Raw genomic sequence first — 15,101 nt, forward strand, 5'->3', positions numbered from 1 at the left:
CCACGAAGAATTGCTGCCATGACTGCGCTCCTTGCCTTCGTCCTGTTGACACTCCTGCTGCTCGCTCCGTTCAGTGTGGTCGCCGCCATCGCGCTACTAGCTCGTCGAGAAGGCACCCTGCGCCTGCGCCCCAGCCAGTTCCGCGTCAGCGCGCCACTGGTCGGATACCTATCCGACGACGACAATGCCGACAGCCGCCGGATCGCCCACGACCTCGACGCCGTGCGCACCCGGTTCGAACAGCACCCATCGTGGCCGTCCTCAGGCGCGCTGGGCGAACGCCGCTAGAAAGTCCTCGACGGCCCGCCGGTAGGGCTCGGGCGCGTCGTCGTGCACGAGGTGGCCCGCGCCGGGCACGCGGACATAGCCCGCCCGCGGCCCGGCCAGCTCGGCCATTCGGCGCATCTGCCCCGGCGGCGTGACCGAATCACCGGCTTCGACGAGCAACACCGGCGCCCGGACCGAACACCACTGCTGCCAATAGTCGCGGGTGCCCCATTCGGCGGCGATCTCGATCCACCGCTGGGGGTGGCCGTGCAGCCGCCAGCCCGTCACGCTCCGGTCGAATGCCTCCAGGAAGTACCGGCCCGCAACCGGGCCGAACTCCTCGAACACCTGCTCTGCAGAGGCGTACTCGACCGGCAGCGTATGCACCCACGGCTCCCACGGCCCGGTCGTGCGGCCGACGAAGTCCGGCGCCATGTCCTCGACCACCAGCGCGTCGACCAGATCTGGTCGCTGCGCAGCCACGCACCAGGAATGCAGACCGCCCATCGAGTGCCCGATGAGCACCGCGGGACGGCCCAGGTCGGCGACGGCGCCGGCGAGTTCGTCGACGAACCGCTCGGTGCTGACCGGCAGCTCGTCGACGACGTCACGCCCGCGATGCCAGGGCGCATCGTAGGTGTAGACCGCCCCGAACCGGGTCAGCCACGGCGTCTGCCGCGACCACGTGCTACCGCGGCCCATCAGGCCGTGCACCAACACCAGCGGGCGGCTATCGCCGGTGCAGGTGCCACCCCGGTACGTCAGTTCAGACCCCACCGGTTCATCTTGCGTGGTCGGACACCGCGCCCGGCGGGCGCGGTAGCCTTGCGCCATGTCCGTGGTGAAGATCAACGCAATCGAGATACCGCCGGGCGCCGGCCCGGAATTGGAGAAGCGGTTCGCCAACCGCGCCCACGCCGTCGACAACCAGCCGGGCTTTCTCGGCTTCCAATTGCTGCGTCCGGTCAAGGGCGAGGACCGCTATTTCGTGGTGACCACCTGGGAGTCAGAAGAGGCTTTCCAGGCGTGGGCCACCGGTCCCGCCATCCACGCTCATGCCGGTGAACGCGCCAACCCGGTGGCCACCGGCGCGCACCTGCTCGAATTCGAGGTTGTGTTGGACGTTGCCGGGACCGCCACCAAGGCGTAGCGCACGCCGGGCGCTCCGGAGTGCGGTGGCCCGCTCACTGGCCCGCTCACTGGCCATGGCTACCGCCATCGCATCCACTGCCGCCCTGGCGACGAGCTGCGCACCGCCCCCCGCGCCGCCGGCCAACGCCGGTGCGGGTGTCCGCATCGACCTCAACACACCCCAGGGCGTGCGGGCCAAGCAGGTCATGGACATGCTGAACTCGGACTGGCCGATCGGACCGGTCAGCGTCAAGACCTTGGCCACCCCCGACATGGTGGATTCGGTCGCAGCCACCATGGACGCACTGTGGTGGGACCGGCCCTACACGCTGGCCGGCGCGGACATCGGCGCCAACGTGGCCACCCTGCACGTGCTGACCTCCTACGGCGCCCGCCAGGACATCGACCTGCGCACCGGCGACGACACATACCTGAGCCGTTTCCAGGTAACCACCAACAAGCCCGTCATCAACTCGTGGCAGGACGTCGATGCCGCATTCAGCCGGACCGGCGCACGATATTCCTGGCAGGTATCCAAGGTCGACGACGGCCGCTGCGAGAAGGTAGCGGGAACCAACACCACCGAATCCTTGCCGCTGGCTTCAATTTTCAAGACCTACGTGTTGTTCGCGGTGGAACGCGCGGTGACAGCCGGCACCGTCGACTGGGACGACAAGCTGACGATCACCGCCGAGGCCAAGAAGCTCGGCTCGTCGGGATTCGACAAGCTGCCCCCCGGGTCGCAGATCACCGTGCGCCAGGCGGCCGGCAAGATGATCGCCACCAGCGACAACATGGCGACCGACCTGCTGATCGGGCGGTTGGGCACGCACGCGATCGAGGAGGCGCTGGCGGCCGCAGGTCACCACGATCCGGCCAGCATGACGCCCTTTCCGACCATGCGCGAGATCTTCTCGATCGGCTGGGGCAATCCCGACCTGCGCGAACAGTGGAAGACGGCCACCCCGACGCAGCGCGCAGCGTTGTTGCGCGAGGCCGATTCTCACCCCTACGACCCCGACCCGCAGCGTACGCACGCTCCCGGCTCGGCGTACGGCGCGGAGTGGTACGGCAGCGCGGACGACATCTGCCGGGTGCACGCCGCCCTGCAGCACAACGCCGTCGGCCCGGCGGCACCGGTTAAGGACATCATGTCCGAGATCGCCGGCATCGACCTCGACCGCACCGAGTGGCCCTACATCGGCGCCAAAGCCGGCAACCTGCCCGGGGACTTCACCTTCAGCTGGTACGCCGTCGACCGCACCGGCCAGGCCTGGGTGGCCAGCTTCCAGTTCAACTGGCCGCGCTACCACAGCCCCAACGCGGGTGGCTGGTTGATGACGATCATCAAGCAGGTGTTCGGGCTGCTACCCCGCTACCGCTGATCGAAGCCCGCCCGCAGCGTCCACACCGAGCCGCGGAAGTGCAGGACGGTTCGGCTCGCCGGCGCAATGTCGATGCGCCAGAACGATTTCGGCGGCGCGTCCAACGCCGTCAGGATCGCTGCCCGGACGACTGCCGGATGGGTGACGGCCAGCAGGGTGCCCGCGGTGTTGCTGACGTCGGTCAGCCAGTCACGCACCCGGCCGATCAGCGCGGTGATCGACTCGCCCCCGTGCGGGGCGTCGCCGGGCTCGGTGAGCCACCGCGCGAGCTGGCCCGGGTCCACCTCATCGAGGCGCTTGGCCCGCCACTGGCCGCAATTGAGGTCGGCCAACCGCTCGTCGATACGGACCTTCGCAGCGAGCGCTGCGGCGGTTTCGCGGGACCGCAGCTCCGGTCCGCTGCACACCTGCTCGGCCGGGCGCACCTCGAGAGCATCGAGTTGTCTGCGGCCCAAGGCATTCAGGGGCTCGTCGGCGGGAAACCGCCCGGCTGCCATGGCGTCGGTCATGGCATGTGACACCAGGGTCAGCCGGGCGACATCGCTCACGCCGGAATGCTGACCCGTTCCGGTGCCCCGACCAGACGCTGCATCAGTGCGGCAAAGACCGCACCAATCGTCACCCACATGGCCACCTGGGTACCCAGTGAGTACAGCCGGAATTCGTAGAGCACATCAGCCGGGAAGCCCTCGGGGGTCTCGTCGATCGTCGGCAGGATCACCATGACGACGGCCATCGCCACGGCGTAGCCGCCGGCCGCGACCAGGGTCGCGTTCCATCCGCCCAGGCGCGCGACCAGCCGGCGTTGCGCCACGACAGCGCCGACGAACAGCGCAGCCGACACCACCACCATCAACAGATACAGCAGCGTCCGCTGCCGGATCGTCTCCTCCAGGCTGGCCGCGGGCGGATTGGCCGGATACTTCAGCGCGGGAACGACATAGAGCGACAACAGCATTCCGGCAGCCAGCAGCGCGGACAGCGGGCGCGGCGCGACGTCACCGACACGGCCGTAGGCGATACAGAACACCACCGCCAACAATGCGCCCATCGCCACCGCGAAGGCCAGGACGCCGAAGCCCATCCCGATGTTGCCCTGGACGCCGCGGCTGAACAGCTCAACCCCGTGCTCGTGGTGGCCACCCATGTGCGCCATCTCGTCCTCGAAGCCGATCGCACGCGCGATCACCGGCTCGAGGAAGATCCTGGCGAAGACGAAAGCGATTACTCCACCGAGCGCGCCGGCCAGCAGGCCGCGCGCGATGATTCGCGATTCCACGGCTCAGTGGCAGGGGAAGCCGAGGAGGTGACGGGCATCGTGCAGGAACTCGTGTACGTGCATGTCGTCACCGAAGACCGAGACCGCGCCCTGATCCACCCCGACGAAGTAGAGCACCAACAGCGCGAGGAAAGAGGTCGCGGTCAGCCACACGACCGCCTTGGCGGCGGAGAGGTCGACGACGCGCGTCTTGTGTGCCTCAGAAGTAGTCATGGTCAGTCCTTTCCGGGATATCGCGTCCCGCTCACAAGGTGACGAGCGTCGGGTCTGACTATGGACAGTGGCGCGACCGTTCTGGATTTTCACCAGATTCCTCGACTCGTCGTGTACGGGGGGATCCTAACCCCTCAGTGGCCTAGCTCGCGCCGTACCCCAACTGCGTAGCGGTGTACTTGGCAGCTTCGGTGACCGGGACGGCCTGAACCGCAGTGCCGTAGGCGCACAGTTCGGTCCACACGTCGCCGACTTCGGTGGTGTCGAAGCGCATCCCCACGATCGCGTTGCCGCCGCGGTTACGTGCCTCAGCCATCAGCCTGTTCATCGCTTCGTTGCGACTCTCGGCCAGGTTCTTCGTCATGCCCTGCAGCTCGCCGCCGAACAGGCTCTTCAAGCCCGCGCCCATCTGGGAGAACGCATTGCGGGAGCGCACCGTCAGGCCGAAGACCTCACCGCAGACCCGCTGAATCTCCCAGCCCGGAATGTCATTCGTCGTCACAACAAGCATGAGCAGAGATTAGCCGCCGGCGCCCGGCGGAGTGCAGCAAGCACACGCGAAAGGCCTCCGACCTTTCGGTCGGAGGCCTTCGCTGTATTGCTGGTGTTTACTCGGTGGCGGTGCCGGCGCTGGCCAGATCCGGCTCGGCCTCCTCGGCGCGCTTGGGTCCACCGGCGAAGGTGAACTTCGCATCCTCGCCGGCGCCTTCGCCGTCCCAGTTCTCGACGTCGACGGTGACCAGCTGACCGGGTCCGACCTCTTCGAAGAGAATCTTCTCCGAGAGGGCGTCCTCGATCTCGCGCTGGATCGTCCGGCGCAGCGGGCGAGCCCCCAGAACCGGATCGAAGCCCCGCTTGGCCAGCAGCGACTTGGCCTTGTCGGTGAGTTCCATCGTCATGTCCTTGGTCTTCAACTGCTTGGAGACCCGGTTCACCATCAGGTCGACCATCTCGATGATCTCGTCCTGAGTCAGCTGGTGGAAGACGATGATGTCGTCGATACGGTTGAGGAACTCCGGGCGGAAGTGTTTCTTCAGCTCGTCGTTGACCTTCTGCTTCATCCGCTCGTAGTTGTTCTCACCGCCGCCCTGGGTGAAGCCCAGACCGACCGCCTTGGAGATGTCGGAGGTGCCCAGGTTCGAGGTGAAGATCAGCACGGTGTTCTTGAAGTCGACCGTGCGGCCCTGGCCGTCGGTGAGCCGCCCGTCCTCGAGGACCTGCAACAGGGTGTTGTAGATCTCCTGGTGCGCCTTCTCGATCTCGTCGAACAGCACGACGGAGAACGGCTTGCGGCGGACCTTCTCGGTGAGCTGGCCGCCCTCCTCGTAGCCGACGTACCCGGGGGGTGCGCCGAACAGCCGCGAGGCGGTGAAGCGGTCGTGGAACTCGCCCATGTCGATCTGGATGAGCGCGTCGTCGTCGCCGAACAGGAACTCCGCCAGCGCCTTGGACAGCTCGGTCTTACCGACGCCGGACGGGCCGGCGAAGATGAACGAACCGGACGGGCGCTTGGGGTCCTTCAGGCCGGCACGGGTGCGGCGGATGGCCTTGGACACGGCACGGACCGCATCCTCCTGGCCGATGATCCGCTTGTGCAGCTCATCCTCCATGCGCAGCAGCCGGGTGGTCTCCTCCTCGGTCAACTTGAACACCGGAATACCGGTCCAGTTGCCCAGAACCTCGGCGATCTGTTCGTCGTCGACCTCGGCCACGACATCGAGATCGCCTGAGCGCCACTGCTTTTCGCGCTCTGCGCGCTGGGCGACCAGTTGCTTCTCCCGATCCCGCAGCGACGCCGCCTTCTCGAAGTCCTGCGCGTCGATGGCGCTTTCCTTCTCCCGGCGCGCATCGGCGATCTTCTCGTCGAACTCGCGCAGGTCTGGCGGAGCGGTCATCCGCCGGATCCGCATCCGGGCGCCGGCCTCGTCGATCAGGTCGATCGCTTTGTCCGGCAGGAACCGGTCGTTGATGTAGCGATCGGCCAGGGTGGCAGCGGCGACCATCGCGGCGTCGGTGATCGACACCCGGTGGTGCGCCTCGTACCGGTCGCGCAGACCCTTGAGGATCTCGATGGTGTGCGCCACCGTCGGCTCACCGACCTGGACCGGCTGGAACCGGCGCTCCAGGGCGGCGTCCTTCTCGATGTACTTGCGGTACTCGTCGAGGGTGGTCGCGCCGATGGTCTGCAGCTCACCACGAGCCAGCTTGGGCTTCAGAATCGAGGCGGCGTCGATGGCACCTTCGGCGGCACCCGCACCGACGAGCGTGTGCAGCTCGTCGATGAACAAGATGATGTCGCCGCGGGTGTTGATCTCCTTGAGCACCTTCTTCAGGCGCTCCTCGAAATCACCGCGGTAGCGGCTGCCCGCCACCAGCGACCCGAGGTCGAGGGTGTAGAGCTGCTTGTCCTTGAGCGTCTCGGGAACCTCGCCGTGCACGATGGCCTGAGCCAGGCCCTCGACGACGGCGGTCTTGCCCACGCCGGGCTCGCCGATCAGCACCGGGTTGTTCTTGGTGCGCCGGCTCAGGACCTGCATCACCCGCTCGATTTCTTTCTCACGGCCGATGACCGGGTCGAGCTTGCCCTCCATGGCGGCCGCGGTCAGGTTGCGGCCGAACTGGTCGAGCACGAGGGAGGTCGACGGGTTGCCGGACTCGCCGCCGCGGCCACCGGTGCCGGCCTCCGCGGTCTCCTTGCCCTGATAACCGCTCAGCAGCTGGATGACCTGCTGGCGCACGCGCGTCAGCTCAGCCCCCAGCTTGACCAGCACCTGGGCCGCGACGCCTTCGCCCTCACGGATCAGGCCGAGCAGAATGTGCTCGGTGCCGATGTAGTTGTGGCCGAGTTGCAGCGCCTCGCGCAAGCTCAGCTCGAGCACCTTCTTGGCGCGCGGGGTGAACGGGATGTGCCCGGACGGGGCCTGCTGGCCCTGGCCGATGATCTCCTCGACCTGGCTGCGGACACCTTCGAGTGAGATGCCCAGCGACTCCAGTGACTTGGCGGCTACGCCTTCACCCTCATGAATAAGTCCCAGCAGGATGTGCTCGGTGCCGATGTAGTTGTGGTTGAGCATCCGGGCTTCTTCTTGAGCCAGGACGACGACCCTGCGGGCACGGTCGGTGAATCTCTCGAACATCCTCGGTTACCTGCTCTCCATCACGATTAGGTACGGCGGCAGTCACCACGTACCTGTCGTCCACTGTAGTGGGCGGTCTGCGGAGGTGCGTCCCCTTGCTACCCATACCGCATCCACACGGTGAACTCAGCAGACCAACGCGCGGGGACAGCGGATCGTTTCCGAGAGCGGCGCCGGGTTGCTTCGCCGCCAGCGAACGGCGGCGGTCAGGTAGCGGCGGTCAGGTAGCGGCGTGGAACGCGTCGATGATGTCGGCCGGGATGCGCCCACGGGTCGACACCTTGTGACCGTTGCGCCGAGCCCACTCCCGGATCGCTGCGCTCTGCTCGCGATCGATGGCGGCGCGGCCCCGTCCGGGCGGACCGGAGCGGCCCCGGCGGCGGCCGCCGACCCGGCGGCTGGCCTCAACCCACGGCTTGAGATCGTTGCGGAGTTTCTGAGCATTTTTAGACGAAAGATCGATCTCGTAGCTCACACCGTCGAGCGAGAATTCGACTGTTTCGTCCGCAGCGCCCGAGCCGTCGAAATCGTCGACGAGCGTGACGGTCACCTTTTTTGCCATTACCTCACTGAATCCTTCTGCCTGCGCACAACAAGCGATTGCCGGGCGTCTCTCCCATGGTCACCAATGTGCCACATTGCCGCACGACGTTCAACAAGTATTGGATCGGCCCACCTCAGCCGTGGCGGCGAACAATCGGGAACAATACTGTTTCCCGAATTGACAAGCCGGTAAGCGCCATCAGCAGCCGGTCAATCCCCATTCCGGTTCCGGTGGTCGGCGGCATCGCATACTCCATCGCCGCCAGGAAATCCTCGTCGAGCGCCATCGCCTCGTCGTCGCCGGCGGCGGCCGCCCTCGCCTGGGCCTCGAACCGCTCCCGCTGCACGATCGGGTCGACCAGCTCCGAGTAGCCGGTGGCGAGCTCGAATCCGCGCACGTAGAGGTCCCACTTCTCGGTGACGCCGGGAATGCTGCGGTGCTGGCGGGTCAGGGGTGTGGTCTCGACCGGGAAATCCTTGACGAACGCCGGGGTCCACAGGGTGTCGCCGACGGTGTGCTCCCAGAGTTCCTCGACCAGCTTGCCGTGGCCGTAGCCGCGGTCGCGGGGAATCTCGAGCTCGAGCCGATCGGCGATGGCCAGCAGGTAATCCAGCGGCGTGTCCGGGGTGATCTCTTCGCCAAGGGCTTCGGACAACGACGGGTACATTTGTATCGACGGCCATTCGCCGTCGAGGTCATAGATTGAGCCGTCCGCCAATGGCACTTGCCGGGTTCCGATCGCCTCGTCGGCGACTTCTTGAATAAGTTCGCGGGTGACGATCGCCGAATCGTCATAGGTTCCCCATGCCTGATATGTCTCAAGCATCGCGAATTCCGGTGAATGGGTGGAATCCGCACCTTCGTTTCGGAAGTTCCGGTTGAGCTCGAATACTTTCTCCAACCCGCCGACGACGCACCGCTTGAGAAACAACTCGGGGGCAATTCGCAGATACAGATCTGCGTCGAGCGCATTGGAGTGGGTGACGAAAGGCCGCGCCGCCGCACCACCGGCCAGCGTCTGCAGCATCGGGGTTTCCACCTCGAGGAAGCCGCGGCGATCCAGAGCGTTGCGGACCGCGCGTACGACGGCGATGCGCTGGCGGGCCACCGTGCGGGCCTGCGGACGCACGATCAGGTCGACGTAACGCTGCCGGACCCGAGACTCCTCGCTCATCTCCTTGTGCGCGACGGGCAGCGGGCGCAACGCCTTGCTGGCCATCTGCCAGGAGTCGGCCAGCACCGAAAGCTCTCCACGGCGCGAACTGATCACCTCGCCGTGCACGAACACGATGTCGCCGAGGTCGACCTCGGTCTTCCAGGCTTCCAGCGCCTGCTCACCGACCCCGGCCAGGCTGATCATCGCCTGCAGCTGAGTTCCGTCGCCCTCCTGCAGCGTCGCGAAGCACAACTTGCCTGAGTTGCGAGCGAACACCACCCGGCCGGTGACGCCCACGACGTCGCCGGTCGAGGTGTCGGCGGCCAGGTCCGGGTAGGCGGCCCTGATCTGCGCGAGCGAATGGGTGCGCGGCACCGCCACCGGGTAGGGGTCTTTGCCCTCGGCCAGCAGGCGCTCACGCTTGGCCTGGCGGATCCGGAACTGCTCGGGGACGTCAGATCCCTCAGCTTCGGTGTGCGGGTCGCTTTCCGGCATATCAGCAGAGGTCACGACGTGCCAGCTTAAATGAGCCCATGAAGTCCCTCATCAACGCCGCTTCGGTGGCCGCGCTGACCGGCGACCGCATCGACTGGCGATTCAAGGGTCTGCCGGCCGGTTGGAGCGGTCAGACCGTCGCGCAGATCTGCGCCGGGGCGCCTGATCTGTTTGCCGAGGGACCGCTGGGACCGGTGTGCGTCCTGCATGCCGACGCCCTGGAGCACAACCTGTCGACCATGGCCGGCTGGTGCGTGCGGCACCGCGTGGAACTCGCGCCGCACGGCAAGACGCATATGGCGCCGCAGCTGGTGGCCCGCCAGTTCGCGGCGGGCGCGACCGCGGTGACCGCCGCCACCGTGAGCCAGGTACGGGCGTTGCGTGCCTTCGGAGTCGCAGAGGTGGTGCTGGCCAACGAGCTGGTGGACCCGGCCGGGCTGGTGTGGCTGGCCGCCGAGCAGGACGAAGATCCCGACTTCCGGGCAGTCTGCTGGGTGGACTCGGTGGACGGGGTGCGGCAGATGACGGCAGCACTGGCGGCCGCAGGCGCGCGGCGGCCGATCGAGGTCTGCGTGGAGCTCGGCGCCGCAGGCACTCGCACCGGCTGCCGCGACGACGCGTGCGTCGAGGCGGTCGCCGACGCCGCGGCAGGCAGTCCACAGCTGCGGCTGGTGGGGGTGGCCGGGTACGAGGCGGCAATCGGCCACGACGTGACCCCCGCCGGAGTCGAGCGGGTGAGCACCTACCTGAGCTGGATGCACGCCGTCGCCACCCGGCTGGCGCCGCGTTGCGACGTGCCCGACATCTCCGAGGTGATGGTCACCGCCGGCGGCAGTACGCATTTCGACTTGGTGGCACAGACGCTGGCGGGGCCGTGGCGCACGATCCTGCGCAGCGGCGCCTACCTGACCAACGACGACGGTCTGTACCTGCGCACCTCACCGCTGACCCGTCCCGGCACCGCACCCGGCGGGTTTCGGCCCGCGATGCAGGTGTGGGCCCAGGTGTGTTCGCGGCCCGAACCCAACCTAGCCCTGCTGACGATGGGCCGTCGTGACGTGTCATTCGATCAGGATCTCCCTGTGCCGCAACAGCTTAGAGCCGGTCCGGTGTGGCTGACGGATGCGTTGACCGGCTGCGAAGTGGTCGCACTCAACGACCAGCATGCGTTCCTGACATTGACCCCCGCCGCGCGGGAGACCGTCGAGGTCGGCAGCTGGATCTCCTTCGGGATATCCCATCCGTGCACCGTCTTCGACAAGTGGCAGCTCATCCCGGTGCTCGACGAGCGGGGCCGAGTGGTCGATCTGGTGCGGACGTTTTTTTGACCTATCTCGGCTAGCGGGCGGTCTTGAACCGGCCGCGCTGGCTGTCGCGGTTGCGCTCGAAGACCATCCGCAACCCGTCGAGGGTGAGGTGTTTGTCGTAGTGCGCGACGGTGTGCAGGTCGGGCAGCATCAGCGGGGCGGTGTGGCCGGTCGCGACCACGGCGACGTCGGAGCCGGCGAATCCGTCGACATCTGCCCGGATCCGGTTTACCAGCCCGTCGACCAGGCCGGCGAAGCCGAACAGCGCGCCGGACTGCATGCACTCCACGGTGTTCTTGCCGACCACCGAGCGCGGCCGGGTGAGCTCGACCCGGCGCAACGCAGCCGAGCGGGCGGCCGCCGCGTCCGAGGAAACCTGGACACCGGGAGCGATTGCCCCACCGAGGAATTCGCCCTTGGCCGACACCACGTCGACACAGATCGACGACCCGAAGTCCACGACGATGGCGGCGGAGGCGAATTTCGCATACGCCGCAAGGCAGTTCACGATCCGGTCGGCACCGACCTCTTTGGGATTGTCGACCAGCAGGGGAATCCCGGTGCGGACTCCCGGCTCGATGAGCACGTGCGGCACACCCGCCCAGTACTGGTCGAGCATCAACCGCACCTCGTGCATGACCGACGGGACGGTGGACAATCCGGTGGCCCCGGTTAGCCGCTCCGAGTCATCCCCGATCAGACCTTCGATGGTCAGCGCCAGCTCGTCGGCGGTCACTTCCGGCTCGGTGCGAATCCGCCAGTGCTGCACCACCTTGGCATGGTCGCCGGCCCCGGAGATCAACCCGACGACGGTGTGGGTGTTGCGGACGTCGATCGCCAGTAGCACGGTTACCGCACAGCCCACAGGGACAGCAGATCAGCGCTGGTGGTCGCCGATTCGAGGCGGTTGCTCCGTAACATCAATTTCTCCAGGTGATTTCATGCTTGTCGGCAGTGCCGACGCCAGGCGGGGCGGTGTCGGGCGCCAGGTCGATCGCGATGTTGTCCAGCAGCCGCGTCGTGCCGAGCCGGGCCGTCACCAGCATGCGGGCCGGGCCGTAGGCGGGCGCCGGCTCCAACTGCGGCCCCCGCACTTCGAGGTAGTCGACCTCGATGGCGGGCACCTCGTCGAGGACTGCGCGGGCGGCGTCGAGTGCTGCCGCGGCACCACCGGACGCGCCGTACATGCCGGCCAGCAGTGCCGAGGACAACGCGACGGCCTGCTCGCGTTCCTCGTTGTTGAGGTATCGATTGCGCGACGACATGGCCAGTCCGTCGGATTCCCGCACGATCGGCACACCGACGACACGGACGTCGACGTTGAGGTCGGCGACCATCTGCCGGATGAGCACCAGCTGCTGATAGTCCTTCTCGCCGAAGAACGCCTGATCCGGCCGGACGATCTGGAGCAGCTTGAGCACGACGGTCAGCATGCCGGCGAAGTGACCGGGCCGGGCCGCGCCCTCCAGTTCGGCACCGAGCGGCCCGGGATGCACCATGGTGCGCGGCCCGCCGGGATACATGGCCGCCGCGCTGGGCGCGAACACCACCTCGACTCCTTCGGCCCTGAGCAATTCCACGTCGGCGTCCAGGGTGCGCGGGTAGGCCTCGAGATCCTCCCCCGCACCGAACTGCAAGGGATTGACGAAGATCGACACCACGACCACCGCTCCGGGCACCCGCTTGGCGGCCCGGACCAGCGCCAGGTGACCGTCGTGCAACGCGCCCATCGTCGGCACCAGCATCACCCGCCGCCCGGTATGCCGCAGCGCCCGCGTGACGTCGGACACCGCTTCGGGCGTGGGGTACAGGTTGAGCTGTCCCGCGGTGAACTGCGGCCCTTTCCTCATCGTCGCCCTCGTCGGTCCGACCAGTCAGCCAACACCTCAAAGACCTCCTCGGGGGCGTGCGCACGTTGCGCGGTGCGCAGGGAATTCGCGTAATAACTCTGCGCCAGTTCAGCATTCACCTCGTCGAGGGCCGCCAGATGGCGTCCGACGGCGGGGCCGTCGCCGCGGGCCACCGGTCCGGTCAGCGCCGCCTGGCCACGTTGCAGCGTGTTCTCCAGCGCGGCGCGGGCCAGCGGACCGATGATGCGCTCGGCGAGGCCGCCGGGAGCGTCGGCGATGAGTTCCTGGCCGAGTAGCTCCTGGCCGGCCAGCGCGGCGCGCAGGGCATCCAGCGCATCGGCGACCACGGTGACGACGTGGTTGCTGGCATGGGCCAGTGCCGCGTGATAGACGGTCCGGGCGTCTTCGCGGACCCCGAACGGCTCACCGCCGACCTCGAGCACCAGGGATTGGGCGATCGCGTAACCGATCTCGTCGGCAGCGGTGACGCCGAAGCAGGTGTCGGCGAGCCGGGCAACGTCGTCGTCGGCTCCGGTGAAGGTCATCGCGGGATGGATGGCCAGGGGTACACAGCCCTGCTCGGTCAATGGCGCCAGGATGGCGACGCCGTTGGCCCCGGAGGTGTGCACGACGATCGTCCCGCGGCGCACCGCCCCCGTCGCGGCCAGCCCGTTGACCAAACCGGGAAGCTCGGCGTCCGGCACCGTCAGCAGCAGCAATTCGGCGCTGTCGGCCACGTCGTGCATCGGCAGGATGGGGGTGTCGGGAAGTCGGCGCGCGGCCAGCCGCCGCGATGTGGTGGAGATGGCGCTGCACGCCACCACGACGTGTTCGGCACGCTCGAGCGCCATCCCGAGTGCCGTGCCGACCCGCCCGGCGGAGATGATGCCCACCTTGAGCCGTGCGGGGCGCAAGCCGCTGGGGGTCCCCACGTCGACGACCTCGCTGACGTCGTTGTTTGTTCTATCCGTTGACGGTGATTCTTCGTTCCGGTCCCTGGCCGGGTACCGGACGGTCGTGACAACTCTAACCCGCCGCAGCCCATGGCCCCGCCGGGTCGTCAGTCCTCGCGCCGGCGCCGGCGACCGCCGCCCGGACCACCGTTGGCCTGCAGGCGGGCCAACAGCTCGGCGACGGACTGCCCACCGGCATGCTGGCCTTCGGGTACCTGCGGCGGCGGCTCCTGCTCACCGCCGCGATGCCGGGGCGCAGGTGGAGCCGACATGGCCGGTGCCGACGGGCCCGGCTCGGCGCTGTCGGAGCTGTCGGCGCCGTGCCGGGAGCGCGGGGCGGCCGGCTCCGGCGGCGGCTGCATGACGGGTTCGGGCCGGCCCTGCGACGCGGGCTCGCCGGCCGCTTGTTCGGGTGTCCAGTGTCTGCCGGGGCGGCGATCCTCAGCCGCAACCGGACGCCACGGGGACTGTTCGGCTGCCGGCCGTGGCTCGGGCTGGGGTGCCGGTTGAGGCGCCGGTTGCGGGCGAACGGGTTCCGGCTGGGGCTGAGGTTGGGCCTCGGTGCGCTGCGGGGCTGGTGGGGCCACCGGCGGGGCGACCGGGCCCGCGGCACGGGCACCATTGTCGCCCGCCCGCCGGTGCGAACCTCGATAGTTGTCCGCCGGGGCCGGCTCGGGCTCGGCGCGGCGCCGCGGTGGCGGCGGGGCGTAGGGCTGCGGTGCCGGCGGCGGCGGAGCCAGCGGTTCCTCGGGAACGTCGATGATTGGGTTCTCGGCGGTCGCGGGTCGGCTGGCGGTGTCCTCGGAACGCACCGGTGTGATCCGACTGCTCTGCACCCGGCCGGGGGTCGGCGGCAACGTGGTGGTGTCCTGGGTCCAGTCGCCGCGGCCGGCGCCGGAGCGATCGCCCTCGAGTGCGGGCCGGTCACCCAGGTCGGCGTCGAAGAGGATCTCGAGATTCGTCCGCAACGCGGCCAGCTCGGCACGCAGGGCGGCCACCTCGTCGGCGGCCTGGGCGCGCAGTTCGGAGGCCAGTTCGCGGCGCAGGTGGGATTCGACGCTCAGCTCGTATTCACGACGTGCGGAGATCTCCCTGTCGAGCTGCAGGTCGTAGACCAGCTTGAGGTCTCGGGCGCGGGCCGCGTCGATATCGCTCTGCCTGCGGTAGATCACCGACACGAAAGCGCCGACCACGGCTGCCCATAGCGACAGGATGACCGCCAGCTTGAGCAACTCGACACGGTTGGTGAACACCAACGCGGAACTGGCCGCGATGGCCAGCACCAGCAACACCGTCAAGAGCAGCCAACCCGGCCTGCGGCCGCCGCGCCGATTCCGGGCGCCGCGGGACAGAACGGTCATGGGGTGACTGTACCCGGGCAACA

Annotated in this window: 16 protein-coding genes; 4 read left to right on the top strand and 12 right to left on the bottom strand. The window is 68.0% G+C overall.

Features of this window, described 5'->3' with window-relative positions:
- Positions 1–18 precede the first annotated feature (18 nt).
- Entirely contained in the window at positions 19–288 is a 270-nt protein-coding gene (locus tag ACXDF8_RS09230; RefSeq protein WP_457222946.1) for a hypothetical protein, read from the top strand.
- Here the strand turns inward: ACXDF8_RS09230 and ACXDF8_RS09235 are convergent.
- Positions 262–1,101 (bottom strand): alpha/beta fold hydrolase, encoded by an 840-nt coding sequence (locus ACXDF8_RS09235; RefSeq protein WP_457222947.1) that lies wholly within the window; start codon positions 1,099–1,101, stop codon positions 262–264. The two genes, ACXDF8_RS09230 and ACXDF8_RS09235, sit on opposite strands and share 27 nt — an antisense overlap.
- Between ACXDF8_RS09235 and mhuD the strand changes: the two genes are divergently transcribed.
- The gene (gene mhuD / locus ACXDF8_RS09240; protein ID WP_457222948.1) at positions 1,100–1,417 is read left to right on the top strand and encodes a mycobilin-forming heme oxygenase MhuD; all 318 of its coding nucleotides are present in this window, start codon (positions 1,100–1,102) and stop codon (positions 1,415–1,417) included. The genes ACXDF8_RS09235 and mhuD overlap by 2 nt on opposite strands.
- Positions 1,418–1,472: 55 nt before the next feature.
- Complete coding sequence (locus ACXDF8_RS09245) at positions 1,473–2,783, top strand: serine hydrolase (RefSeq protein ID WP_457223055.1); 1,311 nt, start codon at positions 1,473–1,475, stop codon at positions 2,781–2,783.
- Here ACXDF8_RS09245 and ACXDF8_RS09250 read toward each other — a convergent pair.
- From ACXDF8_RS09250 to lysS, 7 genes are all read right to left on the bottom strand, one after another.
- A complete protein-coding gene (locus ACXDF8_RS09250) occupies positions 2,774–3,331 on the bottom strand; it encodes a histidine phosphatase family protein (protein WP_457222949.1) in 558 nt (185 codons plus the stop codon). The two genes, ACXDF8_RS09245 and ACXDF8_RS09250, sit on opposite strands and share 10 nt — an antisense overlap.
- Entirely contained in the window at positions 3,328–4,062 is a 735-nt protein-coding gene (locus ACXDF8_RS09255) for a CbtA family protein (protein WP_457222950.1), read from the bottom strand. The genes ACXDF8_RS09250 and ACXDF8_RS09255 overlap by 4 nt, the downstream gene beginning before the upstream one ends.
- Positions 4,063–4,065: 3 nt before the next feature.
- On the bottom strand, positions 4,066–4,275 hold the full coding sequence (locus ACXDF8_RS09260; protein WP_457222951.1) for a CbtB domain-containing protein: 210 nt from the start codon (positions 4,273–4,275) through the stop codon (positions 4,066–4,068).
- A gap of 142 nt (positions 4,276–4,417) precedes the next feature.
- Entirely contained in the window at positions 4,418–4,786 is a 369-nt protein-coding gene (locus ACXDF8_RS09265) for a YbjQ family protein (RefSeq protein WP_457222952.1), read from the bottom strand.
- 97 nt (positions 4,787–4,883) lie between these two features.
- Positions 4,884–7,412 (bottom strand): ATP-dependent protease ATP-binding subunit ClpC, encoded by a 2,529-nt coding sequence (clpC1, locus tag ACXDF8_RS09270; protein WP_457222953.1) that lies wholly within the window; start codon positions 7,410–7,412, stop codon positions 4,884–4,886.
- Between the two features lie 220 nt (positions 7,413–7,632).
- On the bottom strand, positions 7,633–7,974 hold the full coding sequence (gene lsr2, locus ACXDF8_RS09275) for a histone-like nucleoid-structuring protein Lsr2 (RefSeq protein WP_457222954.1): 342 nt from the start codon (positions 7,972–7,974) through the stop codon (positions 7,633–7,635).
- 115 nt (positions 7,975–8,089) lie between these two features.
- Positions 8,090–9,607, bottom strand: a complete 1,518-nt coding sequence (gene lysS, locus ACXDF8_RS09280) for a lysine--tRNA ligase (protein WP_457223056.1) — start codon at positions 9,605–9,607, stop codon at positions 8,090–8,092.
- Between the two features lie 38 nt (positions 9,608–9,645).
- On the opposite strand from lysS, the gene ACXDF8_RS09285 reads away from it, so the two are divergent.
- Positions 9,646–10,935: an alanine racemase gene (locus ACXDF8_RS09285; RefSeq protein WP_457222955.1), complete on the top strand. Its 1,290-nt coding sequence runs from the start codon at positions 9,646–9,648 to the stop codon at positions 10,933–10,935.
- 10 nt (positions 10,936–10,945) lie between these two features.
- Here ACXDF8_RS09285 and ACXDF8_RS09290 read toward each other — a convergent pair whose 3' ends face one another.
- The 4 genes from ACXDF8_RS09290 to ACXDF8_RS09305 all read right to left on the bottom strand — a co-directional run bounded on the left by ACXDF8_RS09290 (position 10,946) and on the right by ACXDF8_RS09305 (position 15,078).
- Positions 10,946–11,761: a type III pantothenate kinase gene (locus ACXDF8_RS09290; protein WP_457223057.1), complete on the bottom strand. Its 816-nt coding sequence runs from the start codon at positions 11,759–11,761 to the stop codon at positions 10,946–10,948.
- Between the two features lie 73 nt (positions 11,762–11,834).
- Positions 11,835–12,764, bottom strand: coding sequence for a pantoate--beta-alanine ligase (gene panC / locus ACXDF8_RS09295; protein WP_457222956.1), 930 nt, complete (start codon positions 12,762–12,764; stop codon positions 11,835–11,837).
- Complete coding sequence (locus ACXDF8_RS09300) at positions 12,761–13,696, bottom strand: Rossmann-like and DUF2520 domain-containing protein (RefSeq protein ID WP_457222957.1); 936 nt, start codon at positions 13,694–13,696, stop codon at positions 12,761–12,763. Before ACXDF8_RS09300 ends, panC begins: the two co-directional genes overlap by 4 nt.
- 128 nt (positions 13,697–13,824) lie before the next feature.
- Positions 13,825–15,078: a DUF6779 domain-containing protein gene (locus ACXDF8_RS09305; protein ID WP_457222958.1), complete on the bottom strand. Its 1,254-nt coding sequence runs from the start codon at positions 15,076–15,078 to the stop codon at positions 13,825–13,827.
- Positions 15,079–15,101: the final 23 nt, after the last annotated feature.

The sequence above is a fragment of the Mycolicibacterium sp. CBM1 genome (assembly GCF_054073305.1).

What these genes read in the sequence shown, in the direction of transcription:
- ACXDF8_RS09230 (WP_457222946.1), top strand. Translation starts at nt 19, where the DNA reads ATGACTGCGCTCCTTGCCTTCGTCCTGTTGACACTCCTGCTGCTCGCT.
- mhuD (WP_457222948.1), top strand. Translation starts at nt 1,100, where the DNA reads ATGTCCGTGGTGAAGATCAACGCAATCGAGATACCGCCGGGCGCCGGC.
- ACXDF8_RS09235 (WP_457222947.1), bottom strand. Translation starts at nt 1,101, where the DNA reads ATGGCGCAAGGCTACCGCGCCCGCCGGGCGCGGTGTCCGACCACGCAA.
- ACXDF8_RS09245 (WP_457223055.1), top strand. Translation starts at nt 1,473, where the DNA reads ATGGCTACCGCCATCGCATCCACTGCCGCCCTGGCGACGAGCTGCGCA.
- ACXDF8_RS09260 (WP_457222951.1), bottom strand. Translation starts at nt 4,275, where the DNA reads ATGACTACTTCTGAGGCACACAAGACGCGCGTCGTCGACCTCTCCGCC.
- ACXDF8_RS09265 (WP_457222952.1), bottom strand. Translation starts at nt 4,786, where the DNA reads ATGCTTGTTGTGACGACGAATGACATTCCGGGCTGGGAGATTCAGCGG.
- clpC1 (WP_457222953.1), bottom strand. Translation starts at nt 7,412, where the DNA reads ATGTTCGAGAGATTCACCGACCGTGCCCGCAGGGTCGTCGTCCTGGCT.
- lsr2 (WP_457222954.1), bottom strand. Translation starts at nt 7,974, where the DNA reads ATGGCAAAAAAGGTGACCGTCACGCTCGTCGACGATTTCGACGGCTCG.
- lysS (WP_457223056.1), bottom strand. Translation starts at nt 9,607, where the DNA reads ATGCCGGAAAGCGACCCGCACACCGAAGCTGAGGGATCTGACGTCCCC.
- ACXDF8_RS09285 (WP_457222955.1), top strand. Translation starts at nt 9,646, where the DNA reads ATGAAGTCCCTCATCAACGCCGCTTCGGTGGCCGCGCTGACCGGCGAC.
- panC (WP_457222956.1), bottom strand. Translation starts at nt 12,764, where the DNA reads ATGAGGAAAGGGCCGCAGTTCACCGCGGGACAGCTCAACCTGTACCCC.
- ACXDF8_RS09305 (WP_457222958.1), bottom strand. Translation starts at nt 15,078, where the DNA reads ATGACCGTTCTGTCCCGCGGCGCCCGGAATCGGCGCGGCGGCCGCAGG.